The sequence below is a fragment of the Geminicoccus flavidas genome, assembly GCF_009806515.1.
Lineage (GTDB): Bacteria > Pseudomonadota > Alphaproteobacteria > Geminicoccales > Geminicoccaceae > Geminicoccus > Geminicoccus flavidus.
Window position 1 is genome coordinate 1 of record NZ_WUJP01000252.1, and the last position, 16,442, is coordinate 16,442.

Consider the following 16,442-nt stretch of genomic DNA (forward strand, 5'->3'; position numbering starts at 1 on the left):
AGAACACCCACTTGTAGATCGGCCGGAACGTGGCGCTGCGCACCCGGCTGGTGTCGAGCCAGGGCAGGACCAGCAGCACCAGGATCGAGCCGAACATCGCGATGACGCCCATCAGCTTCTCGGTGATGCCGAGGTAGCCGAAGATCGCGAGCGGGGTGAACAGGCTCTCGTACACGGTCGAGCGCAGGATCGCGTAGAACGGCAGGAAGTACCATTCCGGCACGATATGAGCCGGCGTCACCAGCGGGTCGGCCGGGATGTAGTTGTCCGGATGGCCCAGCGAGTTCGGGTAGAAGAACAGGAAGTAGGAGAAAAACAGGAAGAACACCGACAGGCCCAGCAGATCCTTCACCGTGTAGTACGGATGGAAGGGGATCTTGTCCTTCTTGCTGACGTCGATGCCGATCGGGTTGTTCGAGCCGTGGGTGTGTAAGGCGATCAGGTGCAGGAACACCACGCCGACCAGCACGAACGGCAGGAGGTAGTGCAGCGAGAAGAACCGGTTGAGCGTCGGGTTGTCGACCGCGAAGCCGCCCCACAGCCAGGTGACGATCGGGTCACCGATCAGCGGGAAGGCCGAGAACAGCGAGGTGATGACCTGTGCACCCCAGAAGCTCATCTGGCCCCAGGGCAGGACGTAGCCCATGAAGGCGGTGGCCATCATCAGAAGCAGGATCACGACGCCCAGCATCCACAGGAGCTCGCGCGGCGCCTTGTAGGAGCCGTAATAGAGCCCACGGAACATGTGGATGTAGGTCACGATGAAGAACATCGAGGCGCCGTTCGCATGGGCGTAGCGCAGCAGCCAGCCATAGTTCACGTCGCGCATGATTCGCTCGACGCTGTCGAACGCCATGTCGGCATGCGGCGTGTACTGCATCACCAGCACGATGCCGGTGATGATCTGCAGCGTCAGCATGACGCCGGCCAGCGACCCGAAGTTCCACCAATAATTGAGATTGCGGGGCGTCTGATAGACGACCGCATCGTTGTAGAGCGCACTTACGATCGGAAGCCTGTCGTCGATCCAGCGGAGCAAACTGCTCTTGAAGACGACTTTTCCGGAGCCCGCCGCCATGTTCGTCCCTTTGCTCGCGGTCCGGCGCCTCGGTCGGTCCCCCGGGCGCCACCGCATCCACTTCTTGTACGTCGGCTCAGCCGATCCGGGCCACGGTGTCGGAGATAAATTCATACTCCGGCACGGGCAGGTTGAGCGGCGCCGGCCCCAGGCGGATCCGCCCGGACGTGTCGTAGTGCGAGCCATGGCAGGGGCAGAACCAGCCGCCGAAGTCGCCGCGGTCGTCGGTTGACTTGTTGCCAAGCGGCACGCAGCCGAGATGGGTGCAGTTGCCGCCGACGATCAGGAAGGCCTCCTTGCCGGCCTTCACCCGCTCCTCGTCGGTCTGCGGGTCCTTCAGCGCGGAAAGCGGCACCGCCCTCGCCTCCTCGATCTCGGCAGGCGTGCGATGGCGCACGAAGGTCGGCTTGCCGCGCCACATCACGGTGATGCCCGAACCTTCCGGAACCTGGGACACGTCCACCTCGGTGGACGACAACGCGAGGACGTCGGCCGAAGGGTTCATGCTGCTGATGAGCGGCCACACCATCGTACCGGCGCCGATGGCAACCGCCGACCACGTGACCACGTCGAGCACGTCGCGCCGGGTGGCGCCGCCGCTCTCGCCGTGTCGAACCGTCGTTTCGGCCATGTGAATGCGCCTCTCCATGGGGCATGTCAGGAAAGCGGGGCGGAAGATACGGAGGGTGCAGCGCCCCGACAAGCGACGATCGGTCGCACAAGTCCATGAAGGTGCTCGCAAATTTCGTCAGGCACGAATCACTCCAGGAAAGCGCGGACGTGGAGCGGCAACAGACCGGCATCGAGATCGCCATGTACTGCCCGGACCAGGCGGGCAATGTCGGTGCTGCGGTCCGGCTGGCGGCATGCTTGGGCATCGGGCTGCACATCATCGAACCCTGCGGGTTTCCGCTGGACGACCAGCGGATGCGGCGGGCAGGCATGGACTATCTCGAGCTGGCGTCGCTCCGCCGCCACCAGGACTGGGCCTCGTTTCGCGCGGCACTGGCGAACGGTCCGCAGGGGACGCCGCGTCGGATGGTCCTGTTGAGCACACACGCCGAATGCCGCTACGATCGCTTCGCGTTCCGGAGGACCGACATCCTCCTGCTCGGCAGCGAGAGCGCTGGCGTCCCGCCGGAAATCCATGCACAGGCCGAAGCCCGCGTGCGGATCCCGATCCGTCCGGAGGCCCGTTCCTTGAACCTGGTCGTGGCAGCCGCCATGGTCCTCGCCCATGCGGCGCAGGCGACCGGCCTCTTCGACGGGATCGAGCGGGAGCGGCAGGTGCCGGAAATGGACCCAGGACGGGGACGGACGACGTGAGGGACGACGACGAGCGCTGCGGCCGCGCGCGCGCCTGGTTCGAGGCGCTGCGCGACCGGATCTGCCAGGCCTTCGAGGCGATCGAGGACGAGTACGCACCGGGCAAGGCGCCGATGCGCTTCGAGCGGCGGCCCTGGCAGCGCGAGGGCGGCGGCGGCGGGGTCATGGCGCTGATGCGCGGCCGGGTGTTCGAGAAGGTCGGGGTCAACGTCTCGACCGTGCACGGCAAGTTCGCGCCGGAGTTCGCCAAGGCGATCCCGGGTGCCGCTGAGGATCCGAGCTTCTGGGCGTCCGGGATCTCGCTGGTGGCCCACCTGGTTAACCCGCACGCCCCGCCCGCGCACATGAACACGCGTCACATCGTAACGACGCGGCGCTGGTTCGGCGGGGGTGCCGACCTGAACTCGATCATCCCAATCGCCGAGGACACCGCCGATTTCCATCTGGCGCTGCAGGATGCCTGCGACCCGTTCGACCCGGAGCGCTACGCCCGCTACAAGGCCTGGGCCGACGACTATTTCTTCATCCCGCACCGGGGCGAGGCGCGCGGTGAGGGCGGCATCTTCTACGACTACCTGGAGGACGATTTCGAGCACGACTTCGCCTTCACCAAGTCGGTGGGCGAGGCGTTCCTCGACGTCTATCCGCGGATCGTGCGCCGGCGGATGCACACGCCCTGGACCGAGGCCGACAAGCAGTTGCAGGCCGTCAAGCGCGGCCGATACGTCGAGTTCAATCTGGTTTACGATCGCGGCACCCAGTTCGGGCTCAAGACCGGCGGCAACCCCGAGGCGGTGCTCATGTCGCTGCCGCCTTCCGCCGCCTGGCCGTGATCGCTACTTCTCCCTCACGCCGAAGAACCGAGGCAATTCAATGGACATCGAGCGCATCCCCCCGGGCAAGAACCCGCCGCACGAGATCAACGTCCTGATCGAGGTGCCGCTGCGCTCCGACCCGATCAAGTACGAGTACGACAAGCAGACCGGCGCGATCTTCGTCGACCGCTATCTGTACACGACCATGTTCTATCCGTGCAATTACGGCTTCATTCCCAACACCCTGTCCGAGGACGGCGATCCCCTGGACTGCATGGTCGTCGGGCGGATGGCGGTGATGCCTGGGGCGATCCTGCGCGCCCGTCCCATCGGTGTGCTGAAGATGGAGGACGAGGCCGGGATGGACGAGAAGATCCTGGCGGTGCCGGACGACAAGATCACGCTGATCAACAGCAAGGTGCAGAACTACCTGGATATTCCGGAAATAGACATCAAGCGGATCCAGCATTTCTTCGAGCACTACAAGGATCTCGAGCCGAACAAGTGGGTCAAGGTGCTGGGCTGGGGCGACGTGGACGAGGCCAAGGTCGTGATCCAGGAAGCCATCGAGCGTGAGAAGAACCGAAAAAACGGATGATTATTATTCTGTCACAGTAATGTACAACTTGGTCCGGATCTTGACTTCAAGATCCGGATCCGTGACATTGACTCCCCTGGAAGCCGTTGGCGGGCCATTCGCGGGACCGGGGAGACTCCGGCCGGTCGATGCCCATGCTTCCCAGGGAGGAACGAGGTGCAGCGACGGATCATCCCCGACCTCGTCAGCGGCAGGCAGGAGCTGATCATCCTGCCCCGTGCCGCCACCGTCGCCGAGGCGGCGTTGCGCATGTATCGCCTGGGTGTGGACGCAGTGCTGGTGGCCGAACGCGACCGCCTGCTTGGGATCTTCACCGAGCGCGACCTGACCCGCTGCATCGCCTTCCAGCTCGAACTGGGCTCGACCCCGCTGGGCTTGGTCATGACCCGCGGCCCGCAGACCGTCCGCCCCCAGGAATCCGCTTCCGTGGCGCTGGAGCGGATGCGAGCCGGCCGCTTCCGCCACCTCCCGGTGGTCGACGAGGGCCGGCCACTGGGCTTGGTGTCGGTGCGGGACCTGTTCGACCTGGTGCGTCCGGAGCCGGACGACGAGCCGCGCGGCCGCGCGGCTCGGTCGAGCCCGGAGAGCTACGACGCGGTCGCCGCCTGAGCGACCGCGCCTCTTGGAATTGGCCGCTCAGTTCTTAACCGTGTCTTCCAGAAAGAACCGGCCGAGCGGATTCTGGTAGAAATTCTCGATGCTCTTGCGCGAGACGTTGACGAACGGGCTGTAGTATAGGTCGATCCAGTGGACGTCGTCCTTGGCGATGACCTGGATCTCCTTGTACAGCGCCTCGCGCTTGGCTGGATCCATCTCGACCCGGGCCTGATCCACCAGCTCCTTAACCTTCGGATTGTTGTACCGGGTCATGTAGTTCATGTTGGTGTCGTGGCCCAGCACGAAGGTCGTCTTCTGATCCGGGTCGATGACGTCGTTGGTCCAGTAGTTCTCGGCCAGGTCATACTCACCGGCGACCTCGATGTCCCAGGCAGTGCTAGGATCGACCTTCTGCAGGTTGACCGTCACCCCGGCCTTGGCGAGCTGCTCCTGGATCAGGACTGCGGTCTGCTCCCAGGTCTGCGCACCCGCCTCGACCAGATAGTTCAGGGTCAGGTCGCTTTCCCCCGCCTCTGCCAGGAGCTGCTTGGCCTTCTCCGGGTCGTAGGGCCGCTGCAGGTTGTCTTCGTTGTGGTACAGCGCGCCCCTCGGGATGTAGGAGTTCGCCACCTCGCCCACACCGAACGTGACCGTGTCGACGATCGCCTGCTTGTCGATCGCGAAGTCCAGCGCCTGGCGGACCTCCTTCTTGGCGAGTGCCGGGTGCTCGTGGTTGAGCAGCAGATGGTCCTCGCGGGTGGAGGGGTCCTTGTGCACGGTGAGGTCGGGGTTCTTCTCCAGCTCGGCTACGCTGGAGAAGGGCACGAAGATCGCCGCGTCCAGCTCGCCCGCCTGCACCTTCAGCATCCGGGTATTGTCGTCCGGCACCGAGATCCATTCGACCCCGTCCAGCTTGACCTTGTCCGCCTCCCAGAACTCCGGGTTGCGCTCCAGCACGACCTTGTCGCCGCGGATCCACTCCTTGACCTTGAAGGCGCCCGACGCGACCGGCATCTCGCCAAAGTCGATCTCGTCCGCCTCGATCGCGGCCTTGGACAGGACCGAGACGCCCGGCATGGCGAGCGACGCCAGGAACGGTGCCGACGGCGCGTTCAGCGTCACCACCAGCGTCCGGTCGTCCTTGGCCTCGGCCGTCTTCACCACCTGATAGCTGTCACTCCACAGCGATTCCTCGCTGTCGCGGATGCGCAGGATTGAGAAGGCCGCGTCCTCCGCCGTGATCGGGCTGCCGTCGGAGAACTTCGCGTCGCGCATCTTGAAGGTGTAGGTCAGCCCGTCCGGCGACATCTCCCAGCTCTCGGCTAGGCCCGGCACCAGCTCCTTGCCAGTCCGGTCGACCCGGACCAGCACGTCGTGGACGTTCATGAACACCCAGAAGTCGACGTTCTGCGCGGTCTTGATCGGGTCGAACGTGGTGCCGTCCTCGCGCCGGCCGATGGTCAGGACACCGCCCTCGGCGAGCGCCAGGCTCGATCCCAGTACGCTACCGGCAAGCAGGGTCACCAGCGCCAGGGCATGAATGGTGCGACGTCTCATCGATTCGACCTCCCTATGAGATGGCAGCGGCCCTCAGGCGGGCACCGGTGCCGGACGATAAAGCAGACAGGCGACCTCACGGTCCTCGACCGGCACCAGCGGGGGCGGCTGCCCCCCGGCGCAGGCGGCGAAGGCCCTGGGGCAGCGGGGATGGAGCGCGCAGCCGGCAGGCAGGCGCAGAGGGCTCGGCGGCTCGCCGGCCAGGATCGCCTCGGGCAGCGGCCGGTCGGGGTCGATCTCCGGAATCGCCCGGATCAGCGCGTCGGCATAAGGGTGCAGCGGCCGGCCGAACACCTGCTCGGTCGGTCCTTCCTCGACGATCCGGCCGAGATACATGACCGCCACCCGGTCGCATAAGCGCCGGACCAGGGCCAGGTCGTGGGCGATGAACACCAGCGCCAGGCCGATCCGCTCCTTCAGCTCGATCAGCAGGTTGATGATCTGCGCCTGGATCGAGACGTCGAGTGCCGCCACGCACTCGTCGGCAATCACCAGCTTCGGCTCGATCGCCAGTGCCCGGGCGATCCCGACCCGCTGGCACTGCCCGCCGGACAGGCTGCCCGGCCGCCGTGCCGCGAACTCCGGGCGCAGGCCGACCATGGTCAGCAACTCGGCGACCCGCCCGGCCACGCCGGAACGCGCCACCTTGCCGTGGACGCGCAGCACCTCGGCCAACGTCTCGCCCACCTGCAGGCGCGGGTTCAGGGAGTTCAGCGGGTCCTGGAAGATCATGGCGGTCTGCCGGCGCAGTGCTGCCCAGGCCGCGCGGCTCTCCACCGCCTCGCCGGAAAAGCGCAGGCTGCCGCCGGAGAGCGGGGTCAGGCCCATCATCGCCCGGCCGAGCGTGCTCTTGCCGCAGCCGCTCTCGCCCACCAGACCCAGCGTCTCGCCCGGCCGCACCGTCAGCGACACGCCGTTGACCGCCCGCACCGCACCGCCGCTGCCGCGGAACTGCACCACCAGGTCCTTCGCCTCCAGCAACGGCGCGCTCATCGGCCGAACTCCAGGACCGGCGCCTCGATCGGGTAGAGGCAGGCCGCTTCTCTGCCGTCGCCCTTGGCTTCCAGCGGCGGCACCACTTCCCGGCAGCGCGGCTGCGCCCGCGAGCAGCGCGGATGGAAGCGGCAGCCCGGCGGCATCGCACCAACCAGGGGCGGCTGGCCCGGGATGGTCGGCAGGAGGCCCTGGCCCCCACCGCTGGCCGGCTGGCAGCGGATCAGGGCCGCGGTGTAGGGATGATGCGGGCTGCTCAGGACCCGGCGCTTGTCACCCTGCTCGGCGATCCGGCCAGCATACATCACCGCAATCCGGTCGCAGGTCTGGGCGACCACGCCCAGATCGTGGGTGATGATCAGGATCGCTAGGCCGCGCTTGTCGCGCAGGTCCAGCAGCAGGCGCAGGATCTGCGCCTGGATGGTGACGTCCAGGGCGGTGGTCGGCTCGTCGGCGATCACGAGCTGCGGGTCGCAGGCAAGGGCGGTCGCGATCATGGCGCGCTGGCGCATCCCGCCTGACAGCTCGTGCGGGTAGTTGTCGATCCGTGCCGCCGGGTCCGGAATGCCGACCTGGCGGAGCAGCTCGATCCCGTGCGCCCGCGCTTCCCGCCGGGACAGGCCCAGATGGTGGCGTACCGCCAGACCGATCTGGTCGCCGATCCGCATGACCGGGTCCAGATGACTGGACGGGTTCTGGAAGATCATGCCGATCCGCCGCCCGCGCACCCGGCCCATCGCCAGGGCATCGAGGCCAACCAGTTCCTGGCCTCTGAGACGCACCGAGCCGGCAGTGATCGCGAGCGAGCCCGAGGGCAGGAGGCCGATCACCGCCCGGCAGGTCACGGTCTTGCCCGACCCGCTCTCGCCGACCAGGCCCAGCACCTGACCTTGTGCCACCGCAAAGCCCACGTCCTCGACCACGCTGCCGCGACCGGACATGACGGTCAGTCCCTGGACCTCAAGCAGGGCATCGCTCATTCGCGCACCCCCAGCAGTTCGCCCAGCCCGTCGGCCAGGAGCGAGAAGCCGAAGGCCAGTACCACGATCGCCAGGCCCGGGAAGGTGGTGATCCACCAGGCGGTGGTGATGAAGCCCTGCCCTTCCGCGATCATCAGGCCCCATTCCGCGATGGGCGGCTGCACGCCCAGGCCCAGATAGGAGATCGCCGCCCCGTTCAGGATCACCAGCACCGCATCCGACATGGCGAACACGATCGAGCCAGTGAGCGCGTTGGGCAGGATGTGACGGAACAGGATCCGGCCATGGCCGAAATCCAGGCTCTTCGCCGCCAGCACGAAGTCAGCATGCTTGAGCACCAGCACCTGCGCCCGGATCAGCCGCGCATAGGAGACCCAGCCGACCAGAGCCATGGCGATGTAGAAGCTGGCGAGCCCCGGCCCTAGCACCGCGATGATCGCGATCATCAGGACCAGGAAGGGAAAGGCCAGCACGATGTCGACCAGCCGCATGAAGACATTGTCGACGATCCCGCCGGCATAACCGGAGATGGCGCCGATGCAGGTGCCGATCAGGAACGGGAAGATCACGCCGAGAAAGCCGATCTGCAGGTCGATCCGGGCACCCCAGATCACCCGGGAGAGGATGTCCCGGCCGAAATTATCGGTGCCCAGCCAGTGCGCCGCGGAAGGCGGCTGCAGCTTGGCCGCCATGTCCTGGGCGATCGGGTCGTAGGGTGCCAACCAGGGAGCACCGACGGCCAGCACCGCCCAGGCACCCACCAGCAGCACGCCCAGCACCAGGGGCACAGGGAGCCCCGGGGTACGCAGCCTTGGCCTTGCCAGCGCCACGCTCACAGCCTGATCCGCGGGTCGATGGCGACGGTCAGCACGTCGGCCAGGAAATTGATCAGCACGGTCGCCACCGCAAACGCCATGGCGATCGCCTGCACCACCATGTAGTCGCGCGCGAAGATCCCGCGCACCAGGAGCTGGCCCAGGCCCGGCAGGGAGAACACGGTCTCGACCACCACCGAGCCACCGATCAGCCAGCCGATGTTGACGGCCAGGAGGTTGATCGTCGGCACCAACGAGTTCGGCAGGACGTGGCGGCGGAAGATCACGCGCTCGGGCAGGCCGCGGGCGCGCGCCGCCGTCGCCTGGTCGGAGGCCATCTCGGCGATCATGGAGGCACGCAGGTTACGGGTCAGCACGGCGGAGAGCGCCAGCGCCACGGTCAGGCAGGGCAGCACCATGTGGTGCAGCCGGTCCAGCCACGTGTCGCCGAAGCCCGCCACCGGGAACAGGCCCAGGTTCACGCTGAGCAGGATGATCAGCATGATGCCGAGCCAGAAGGCCGGCAGACCCAGGCCGGCGGTCGAGACCAGCCGGATCGCATGGTCCACCGTCCGGCCACGGTTGCGCGCCGCGAGCGAGGCCAGGGGCACGGTGATCAGCAGCGACAGGATCACGCTGCCTACTACCAGCAGCACGGTCGGCAGGATCCGGTTCGCCATCAGGTCGAGCACGCCGATCTTGAACACGATCGAGCGGCCCATCTCGCCCTGGGACAGGTTCTGCAGAAAATAGAGATACTGGGTCCAGAGCGGCTCATCGAGCCCGTACTGGGCGCGGATCTTGGCCAGTGCGGTAGGCGTCGCCCGGGTACCGAGCAGCAGTCTCGCCGGGTCGCCCGGGATCGAGCGGATCAGCACGAAGGTGATCACGCTGATCCCGAACAGGACCGGCAGAAGCTGCAAGGGCCGCCAGAGGACAAAGCGGAAGCGGTGCATCGTTGGCCGTCCGGCTCAGCCCGCCGCTCGCTGACGGCCGAGAAAGTCCAGCAGGGTCTGGCGGTAGGCCTGCGGCTCCTCGTAGAAGGCCGAGTGCGAGCTGTTCTGGAAGATCCGGATCTCGCCGCTCGGCAGCGCATTATAGATGCGCATGCCGCAGGCCGGCGTCAGCACGTCGTGCTGGCCCTGGATAACCAGGGTCGGCCAGGTGAAGCGGTGGAGCTGGTCGATCCGGTTCCAGGTCCGGATCGAGCCGGTGTAGTGGTACTCGTTCGGCCCCTGCACGGCGAGGAAGATCGGGTAGTTGAAGCCGGCCTTGCTGTCGGCGGCAGGCTTGGGCCGTTCCGGCAGGCGGCGGATGTGACGGAAGTCGAGCAGCTCCACGACCGCCTGGTAGGCCGGGTGGTCGTAGTTCTGCATCGCCTCGAACCGCTGCATCATCTGCACGGTCTCGTGGCCCATCGCCCCGCGCAGCCGCTCGATCTCGGTCAGCAGATGCGGGATGTCGGCGGCGGTGTTCGCCAGGATCATCGAGGCGATGCGCTGCGGGTAGGTCAGCGCATACTCGATCCCGCACCACCCGCCCCAGCTATGGCCGAGGAAATGGACGCGCTTCAGGTCCAGCGCCGCCAGGACCGCCTCGACCTCCTCGACATAGCGCTCCAGCGTCCAGAGCGACGGGTCGTCCGGATGATCCGACGCGCCGGTGCCAAGCTGGTCGTGGACCACCACCCGATAGCCGGCCTCCACCAGCGGCAAATGCGGGGCGCGCAGATAGTTGCAGGGTAGGCCCGGGCCGCCGTTCAGAAGGAAGACGGTCTCCGGTCCGTCGCCATAGGAATAGACCCTGACCTTGTGGCCGCCGCCGACCTCGACCTCATGGGTCGCATCCGCCGGCCGGTCGTCCCAGACGACGAAGCCGTCCGCCAGGACCGCACGATCGTACATCAACGGCCTCGGTGCTTTTCGAGGAAGGCCAGCAGCACCGGGTAGTAGGCGTGCGGCTCCTCGTAGAACGGCATGTGGCTGCTGTTGGGGAAGCAGTGCAGCTCCGCATCCGGCAGCGCCAGCTTCATCTTGAGCGCGCAGGCCGGGGTCAGCTCGTCATGCTGACCCACCGTGATTAGTGCCGGCACGGTGATCCGGTGCATGTCCGGGATGCGGTTCCAGTCCTTGAGATTGCCGGTGTAGAGGAACTCGTTCGGTCCCTGCATCGTCCCGTAGGGACCCATGTTCCAGCCATCCAGCGAGCGCTTGACCGGGGCCGGCCACTCGTCGAGCCGGCAGACATGGCGATAGTTCAGGATGGTGATCGCCGCCTGGTATTCCGGATGGTCGAGCGTGCCCTCGGCCTCGTGGCGCTGCATCATCGCAACCGTTTCGGCACCCAGTGCCGAGCGCAGCCGCTCCAGTTCGCTCACCAGATGCGGCATGTCGCCGACCGTGTCCTCCAGGATCAGGGTCTTGAGCGCATCCGGGTAGGTCAGCGCATATTCGATGCCGAGCCAGCCGCCCCAGCTATGGCCCAGGAGGTGGACCTTGCCCAGGTCCAGCGCCCGGCGGACCTGCTCGGTCTCCTCGACATAGCGGCCGATCGTCCAGAGTGCGGTATCGGTCGGCTTGTCGGCCTTGCCGGTGCCGAGCTGGTCGAACGCCACCACCCGGTAGCCATGGTCGATCAGGCAGGAATGAGCCTCGCGGAGATAGTCGCAGGCGAGTCCCGGCCCGCCGTTCAGGCAGAACACGGTCTCGTCGCCCGAGCCGAACTCGTAGGCGACCACCTTGAAGCCGCCGTCGATCGGCACCTCATGAGTCCGGTCCGGCTCGATCTCACGCCACATCCAAAACCTCTCCTCGTCCCTGCCGGCTCGTCCGGCCGCACATCATGCAAACTCATGCAAGTTTCGGGCAAAGCATGGACGGCCGTGGCCAGCCTCGCACGATGCCGGAATTTCCGCCACCACGTCTGCCGGGCAACTCTGTCAATACCAGGCAAACATATCCGCCATGGCCGGTCGTCGCAGCGTCAGGGCTGCGCGTGCCAAGCTTGATCCTGCTCGTCCAGGAAGCCCGCGACCAGTTCCATGCAGGCTTCGCGCTCCTCGACATGCGGCATGTGGCTGGACTGCTCGAAGATCGTCCAGCGCACGTCGGGAATCTCATCCGCGAACGGCTGCACCACTTTCGGCGTCGCCTCATCATGGCGCCCGGAGATCAGCAGCACTGGCACCTGGATCCGGTGGAGCCGGCCGATCACCGACCAGTCCTTCAGCGTGCCAATCACGTGAAACTCGGACGGGCCGTTCATGGTGAAGTAGACGGTCGGGTCGTCCTCGATCGCCTTGAAGGTGCGCGCCACTTCCTCGGGCATCGGCACTACCCGGCAGACATGGCGCTCGTAGAAGGCCAGCATCGCCTGCTGATATTCCGGGCTGTTCGCCGTGCCGGCTGCCTCGTGGCGCAGCAGGGTCGCCTGCACGTCCGCCGGCAGTTCCTCGCGCAGCCGGTTCGCCTCCTTGACCCAGAGCCGCATCGACGGCGGCGAGTTGGCGATCACCAGCGAGCGCAGGCCCTTGGGCTGGCGGATCGCATGCTCCGAGCCCAGCATGCCGCCCCAGGACTGGCCGAACACATGGTAGTCGTCGGCGATGCCCAGATGGCGCAGGAGATTGTCCAGCTCGTCGAGGAACAGCTCCACCGTCCAGAAATCCGCACCCTTCTCGGGCAGATGGGTGGAGCGGCCGTTGCCGAGCTGGTCGTAATGGACGACCGCCCGGCCGGTTGCCGCGATGTCCTTCAGGGAGTCGACATAGTCGTGGGTGCAGCCCGGCCCGCCATGGAGCACGACCAGCGGCGGGCGGCCGTTCCCCAGATCACCCGTCACCCCGTACCAAGTATGCCACGCGCCAAAGGGCGCGCGGTCCTCGCGAACCATGCTCATGAATGCGTTCCAGTCCCAACCCCTGCTCGAGACTTAGCGGTACGACCCGGGCATTGGCTATCCGGAAGCGCTGGCGAGGCGCAGGCGGCCTACCATCGGGGACCAGGGCTACCGACATGAGAGCGGAGCGCGTCATCCATCCGAAGGGAATGCTCACGATGAGCCTGTCGATCTACGAGGCGTCCGTCCCGGTCTTCATCCGCGGCATGCGCAATCTCCAGGCGATCCTCGCCAAAGCCGAGGCCCATGCCGGCGATCGGGGCGACCCACCCTCGGTGCTGATCGAGGCACGGCTCGCACCGGACATGCTCCCCTTCAACCAGCAGGTCCAGCGGGTCAGCGACACGGCCAAGGGTGCGGCGGCCAGGCTGGCCGGCCAGGAGGTCCCGGGCTTCCCCGATACCGAGACGACCTTCCCCGAACTGCAGGAGCGTCTGGCCCGAACCATCGCCTATCTGGACAGCGTTCCGGCCGAGCAGGTCGAAGCCGGCGAGAGCCGCGAGATCGTCCTGCGCCCGCGCGGCGGGGAGCTGCGCTTCGACGGCAAGACCTATCTGCTGGGCTTCGCCCTGCCGAACTTCTTCTTCCACGTCACCACCGCCTACGCGATCCTGCGCGAGCAGGGGGTGCCGATCGGCAAGATGGATTATCTCGGCGGGTTCTGAGCCGGTATCCGGCGGGCCGGTCGCCACGGCAGACCGAGCTGCCGCCCCGCTGGATCCTGGATCGAGCCCATGACGGAAGCTCAGCGTCCGGCGATCTTCCGGTCGAGGAAGTCGTGGATGAGCGGAGCGATCTCGTCGAGCTTGTCCTCCAGGGCGAAGTGGCCCGTGTCGAGCAGATGCAGCTCCGCGTCCGGCAGGTCCCGCAGGTAGGCATGCGCGCCCGCCACGCCGAAGATCTGATCGTTCTTGCCCCAGACGATCAGCGTCGGCGGCTGCCGTTCCCGGAAGAACGCCTGGATCTGCGGATAGATCTGCACATTGGTGCGATAGTCGTAGAACAGATCGAGCTGGATCTCCCGGTTGCCCGGACGATCGAGCAGCGCCTGGTCATGGACCCAGTTGTCCGGGCTGATCCGAGTCAGGTCCCTGACACCATCAGTGTACTGGAACTTGATTGCCTCCAGCGTCACCTGATCCGCCAGAACCTTGCGCCGTTCCTCGGTGCCGCTCGCCCAATAGGCCTTGAGTTCGTTCCAGAAGGCACCGAGCCCCTCTTCGTAGGCATTGCCGTTCTGGACGATCAGACCGCTGACGCGTTCCGGGTGCTTCAAGGCCAGTCGGTAGCCGACCGGTGCGCCGTAATCCATGACATACATGGCATAGTTCCGGGCGCCGAACTGGCCGAGCAGGCCGTCGATCAGGTCGGCAAAGCGGCCAAAACCATAGCTGAAGCTCGCGCGATCCGGCGCAGCACTCTGGCCGAAGCCCGGATAGTCCGGGGCGATGACATGGTAGCGATCCGCTAGGAGCGGGATCAGGTTGCGGAACATGTGCGACGAGGTCGGGAAGCCGTGCAGGAGCAGCACGACCGGGCCATCGGCTGGACCAGCTTCGCGGTAGAACAGTTCGACACCATCGACCTCGATCGAACGATAGTGCACGGTGATGGGCGCGTGAATGGTCGTCACTCCAGTCCTGGACGATGGCGGAAAATCATTTCGGATGGTCACCGCAATGTATCCGGCGAACGTCGAGTTGCTGTTCATCCCTCCATCACACGAGCCCTATTGTCGGGGCGCATGATCATTCGGGGAGGTATGCACGACCATATGTTGCGGCGGCCCGATCCGTTAATGACGCCCTGCCGAAAGGCACTCTTCCGCTAGGCGGAATAGTCGCTGCACCTGATCGCGGGAATCCAGGCAGACCCGAGCCGCCGGCGGCGATTCCGCCTCAATGGATCAGTTCGTTCCTGCGCAGCCGCTCCACCGCCAGATCGACGAACGCTCGCACCTTGGCGGAGACCTGCCGGCCCTCGGCATGGATGACATGGATCGGCCAAGCGCTGTCCTCGTACTCGGACAGCACCGTCCTGAGACGGCCGTCCCGCAGGGCCGGGGCGATCTGGTAGGCGAGGACGCGGCTGAGGCCCCATCCCTGCTCGACGGCGGCGATGACCGCGTCGTTGGTATTGCAGAGGAGGCGCGGGCGGACGGCGACGCGCGTCCTGGTCTTCCCCCCGAACTGCCATTCGGGCGACATCCAGGCGGCCGTCGGGGCGATGATACGGTGATGGGCGAGATCGGCCGGAACCTTCGGGATGCCGTGCCGCTCGAAATAGGCCGGGGCGCCACAGATCACCTGCCTGACCGAGCCGACCCGGATGGCGCGCAGATCGGAGGCCGGCAGGTTCCCGATCCGGATGGCCACGTCGACCCCTTCGTCGATCATGTGCACGATGCGGTCGACGAACACGCTCTGCACTGTTACCAGCGGATACAAGTCCAGATATTCGAGCAGGATCGGCAGCACGTGCATCTGGCCGAACATCACCGGGGCGGTGACGGTGAGTGTGCCCGAAGGATCGGCATGGAAGCCGGCTGCCGACGCTTCGGCATCCGCAATATCGGCCAGGATCCGGCGGCAGTCCTCCAGGTAGCGCCCGCCCGCCTCGGTGGTCTTGACCGACCGCGTGGTCCGGGTGAGCAGGCGGGCGCCGATGGCCTCCTCCAGCGCCGAGATCACCCTGGTGACCGCAGGCGGGCTCAGGTGCAGCTGGCGGCCGGCTTTGGCGAAGCTGCCCAACTCGGCGACCTTGACGAATACCCTCATGGCTTGCCAGCGATCCACCGTCAGCCCTCTGCTTCTGCCTCGTCGCGTACCGACGCATCCCTGACCACAGCCTCCGTCGCAAGCAAGGTTCCAGTTCAAAGGGCCTGAGTGGACGTCTTGCTCATTTTATTTGAGATATCCGGATCAACCAGACTATATCCAGGTTGATTGTTGCAATTCGTTGCGGAATTACTGGCTCACCAGAGATTTTCGCGAACCAACGATCATGAATCCTCCCGTCCGGCCAACCTCGCGCCGTCGTTTCCTCGCACTCGCCGGCGGTGGCCTGGCAGCGCCCCTGGTCCTGCGCCGCTCGACGGCCTTCGCCTCGACCAGGCCCACCGACGCGGCCTGGGCGGCGCTGGCGGAGATGATGGGCGAAGGCGGCCTCCTGCGCCGCGGCGAGCCCGGCTATCGCGACCATACCCGCCCACAGAACCTGCGCTGGGATCTGGATCTGCCGGACGCGGTGGTGCTGCCGCGCGATCCGCAGGCGATCGGCCGGGCGATCCTGTGGGCGCGCGAGCAGGGCATGCCGGTGGCGGCGCGCAGCGGCGGGCACAGCTATGCCGGCAGCAGCGCCGGGCCGGGCCTGATCGTGAACATGCGCCGCCTGGACGGCGTGCGCTTCCCCGATCCGGGTGGCGAGGTCGTGGAGCTCGGCGGCGGCGCGCTGAATGCCGGCCTCTATGCGGCGCTGGCCGACGCATCGCGGGACGAGGACGCGCTCGCCATCGTCCATGGGCGCTGCAGCGGCGTGGGCGCCAGCGCCTTTCTCATGGGCGGCGGCATCGGCTTTGCCATGCGCCACCAGGGCTTCGGCTGCGATGGCGTGGTGGGTGCCGAGCTGGTCCTGGCGGATGGCAGCATCATCCAGTGCTCGGCCGACGAGCGGCCCGACCTGTTCTGGGCGGTACGCGGTGGCGGCGGCGGCAATCTCGGCATCGCCACGCGCTGGCGGGTGCAGACCTGGCGGAGCCCGCCGGTCAGCGTGTTCAAGGCGGTGTGG

General features: G+C 66.6%; 18 protein-coding genes. 6 read left to right on the plus strand and 12 right to left on the minus strand.

Annotation, left to right across the window (positions count from 1 at the left end):
• Both EQG76_RS06980 and petA read right to left on the minus strand, forming a co-directional pair.
• A partial coding sequence (locus EQG76_RS06980) for a cytochrome b (RefSeq protein WP_159711863.1) occupies positions 1 to 1,078 on the minus strand: 1,078 nt, incomplete at its 3' end.
• Positions 1,079 to 1,154: 76 nt separating this feature from the next.
• Complete coding sequence (petA, locus tag EQG76_RS06985; protein WP_159711895.1) at positions 1,155 to 1,709, minus strand: ubiquinol-cytochrome c reductase iron-sulfur subunit; 555 nt, start codon at positions 1,707 to 1,709, stop codon at positions 1,155 to 1,157.
• A gap of 182 nt (positions 1,710 to 1,891) precedes the next feature.
• Here petA and EQG76_RS06990 point away from each other — a divergent pair, with 182 nt between their 5' ends.
• The 4 genes from EQG76_RS06990 (at position 1,892) to EQG76_RS07005 (ending at position 4,426) form a co-directional block, all read left to right on the plus strand.
• Entirely contained in the window at positions 1,892 to 2,404 is a 513-nt protein-coding gene (locus tag EQG76_RS06990) for a tRNA (cytidine(34)-2'-O)-methyltransferase (RefSeq protein WP_200840613.1), read from the plus strand.
• The gene (gene hemF / locus EQG76_RS06995) at positions 2,401 to 3,237 is read left to right on the plus strand and encodes an oxygen-dependent coproporphyrinogen oxidase (RefSeq protein ID WP_159711867.1); all 837 of its coding nucleotides are present in this window, start codon (positions 2,401 to 2,403) and stop codon (positions 3,235 to 3,237) included. Before EQG76_RS06990 ends, hemF begins: the two co-directional genes overlap by 4 nt.
• Before the next feature lie 40 nt (positions 3,238 to 3,277).
• The gene (ppa, locus tag EQG76_RS07000; RefSeq protein WP_159711869.1) at positions 3,278 to 3,817 is read left to right on the plus strand and encodes an inorganic diphosphatase; all 540 of its coding nucleotides are present in this window, start codon (positions 3,278 to 3,280) and stop codon (positions 3,815 to 3,817) included.
• Positions 3,818 to 3,973: 156 nt separating this feature from the next.
• A complete protein-coding gene (locus EQG76_RS07005; RefSeq protein WP_159711871.1) occupies positions 3,974 to 4,426 on the plus strand; it encodes a CBS domain-containing protein in 453 nt (150 codons plus the stop codon).
• A 27-nt stretch (positions 4,427 to 4,453) separates the two neighbouring features.
• Here EQG76_RS07005 and EQG76_RS07010 read toward each other — a convergent pair whose 3' ends face one another.
• From EQG76_RS07010 to EQG76_RS07045, 8 genes are all read right to left on the minus strand, one after another.
• Positions 4,454 to 5,971, minus strand: a complete 1,518-nt coding sequence (locus EQG76_RS07010; protein WP_159711873.1) for an ABC transporter substrate-binding protein — start codon at positions 5,969 to 5,971, stop codon at positions 4,454 to 4,456.
• A gap of 33 nt (positions 5,972 to 6,004) precedes the next feature.
• Positions 6,005 to 6,964, minus strand: a complete 960-nt coding sequence (locus EQG76_RS07015; protein ID WP_159711875.1) for an ABC transporter ATP-binding protein — start codon at positions 6,962 to 6,964, stop codon at positions 6,005 to 6,007.
• Complete coding sequence (locus EQG76_RS07020; RefSeq protein WP_159711877.1) at positions 6,961 to 7,944, minus strand: ABC transporter ATP-binding protein; 984 nt, start codon at positions 7,942 to 7,944, stop codon at positions 6,961 to 6,963. Before EQG76_RS07020 ends, EQG76_RS07015 begins: the two co-directional genes overlap by 4 nt.
• A complete protein-coding gene (locus tag EQG76_RS07025) occupies positions 7,941 to 8,753 on the minus strand; it encodes an ABC transporter permease (protein ID WP_407925507.1) in 813 nt (270 codons plus the stop codon). The genes EQG76_RS07020 and EQG76_RS07025 overlap by 4 nt, the downstream gene beginning before the upstream one ends.
• Before the next feature lie 23 nt (positions 8,754 to 8,776).
• Positions 8,777 to 9,715, minus strand: a complete 939-nt coding sequence (locus tag EQG76_RS07030) for an ABC transporter permease (RefSeq protein ID WP_159711879.1) — start codon at positions 9,713 to 9,715, stop codon at positions 8,777 to 8,779.
• Positions 9,716 to 9,730: 15 nt separating this feature from the next.
• Positions 9,731 to 10,663, minus strand: a complete 933-nt coding sequence (locus EQG76_RS07035; protein WP_159711881.1) for a proline iminopeptidase-family hydrolase — start codon at positions 10,661 to 10,663, stop codon at positions 9,731 to 9,733.
• Positions 10,663 to 11,556 (minus strand): proline iminopeptidase-family hydrolase, encoded by an 894-nt coding sequence (locus EQG76_RS07040; RefSeq protein WP_159711883.1) that lies wholly within the window; start codon positions 11,554 to 11,556, stop codon positions 10,663 to 10,665. The genes EQG76_RS07035 and EQG76_RS07040 overlap by 1 nt, the downstream gene beginning before the upstream one ends.
• 185 nt (positions 11,557 to 11,741) lie before the next feature.
• Entirely contained in the window at positions 11,742 to 12,656 is a 915-nt protein-coding gene (locus EQG76_RS07045) for a proline iminopeptidase-family hydrolase (RefSeq protein WP_159711885.1), read from the minus strand.
• Positions 12,657 to 12,814: 158 nt separating this feature from the next.
• Here EQG76_RS07045 and EQG76_RS07050 point away from each other — a divergent pair, with 158 nt between their 5' ends.
• Positions 12,815 to 13,321 carry a DUF1993 domain-containing protein gene (locus EQG76_RS07050; protein ID WP_159711887.1) on the plus strand — a complete coding sequence of 169 codons (507 nt, stop codon included), beginning with the start codon at positions 12,815 to 12,817 and terminating at the stop codon, positions 13,319 to 13,321.
• 80 nt (positions 13,322 to 13,401) lie between these two features.
• Here EQG76_RS07050 and EQG76_RS07055 read toward each other — a convergent pair whose 3' ends face one another.
• Positions 13,402 to 14,367 (minus strand): alpha/beta fold hydrolase, encoded by a 966-nt coding sequence (locus EQG76_RS07055; protein ID WP_159711889.1) that lies wholly within the window; start codon positions 14,365 to 14,367, stop codon positions 13,402 to 13,404.
• A 187-nt stretch (positions 14,368 to 14,554) separates the two neighbouring features.
• Positions 14,555 to 15,451, minus strand: a complete 897-nt coding sequence (locus tag EQG76_RS07060) for a LysR family transcriptional regulator (RefSeq protein ID WP_159711891.1) — start codon at positions 15,449 to 15,451, stop codon at positions 14,555 to 14,557.
• 208 nt (positions 15,452 to 15,659) lie between these two features.
• Here EQG76_RS07060 and EQG76_RS07065 point away from each other — a divergent pair.
• Positions 15,660 to 16,442, plus strand: a 783-nt coding sequence (locus tag EQG76_RS07065; RefSeq protein ID WP_159711893.1) for an FAD-binding oxidoreductase, incomplete at its 3' end; no start/stop codon positions are given.